This window comes from Paenibacillus sp. 01T422, from assembly GCF_056398785.1.
The window spans coordinates 1-384 of record NZ_JBFTQB010001720.1 but is presented as its reverse complement, the minus strand read 5'-3'; the positions used below and the strand labels follow the sequence as shown (position 1 = coordinate 384).

1 protein-coding gene is annotated in these 384 nt (G+C 39.1%); it reads right to left on the bottom strand.

Annotated elements, in window-relative coordinates; all coding sequences use genetic code 11:
• The coding region (locus AC1DUA_RS40935) for a DedA family protein (RefSeq protein WP_477505056.1) at window positions 1-384 on the bottom strand (384 nt) is incomplete at both ends.

The window sequence follows — 384 nt, the reverse complement described above, 5'->3', positions numbered from 1 at the left end:
GGTTAATGCCAAATTCCAAGGCAAGCATCCGAGAAATGTAAAGACAACGAATCGAGGGAAATTCATTTTTGCAATACCTGCAGGTAAAGATATAAATGTGCGTATGATGGGCAAATTCCTTCCGAAAAAAGCCGCGTATTCGCCATATCGGTTAAACCAGTGCTCAGCTTTTTTGATATGTTCAGCTTGAATCCATACGTATTTACCGTATTTCTCTATCAGTGTTCTTGCCCCAGTTGCTCCTACCCAATAAATAAGGATAGATCCTACTAAATTGCCTAATACTTGAATCCATACGTATTTACCGTATTTCTCTATCAGTGTTCTTGCCCCAGTTGCTCCTACCCAATAAATAAGGATAGATCCTACTAAATTGCCTAATAC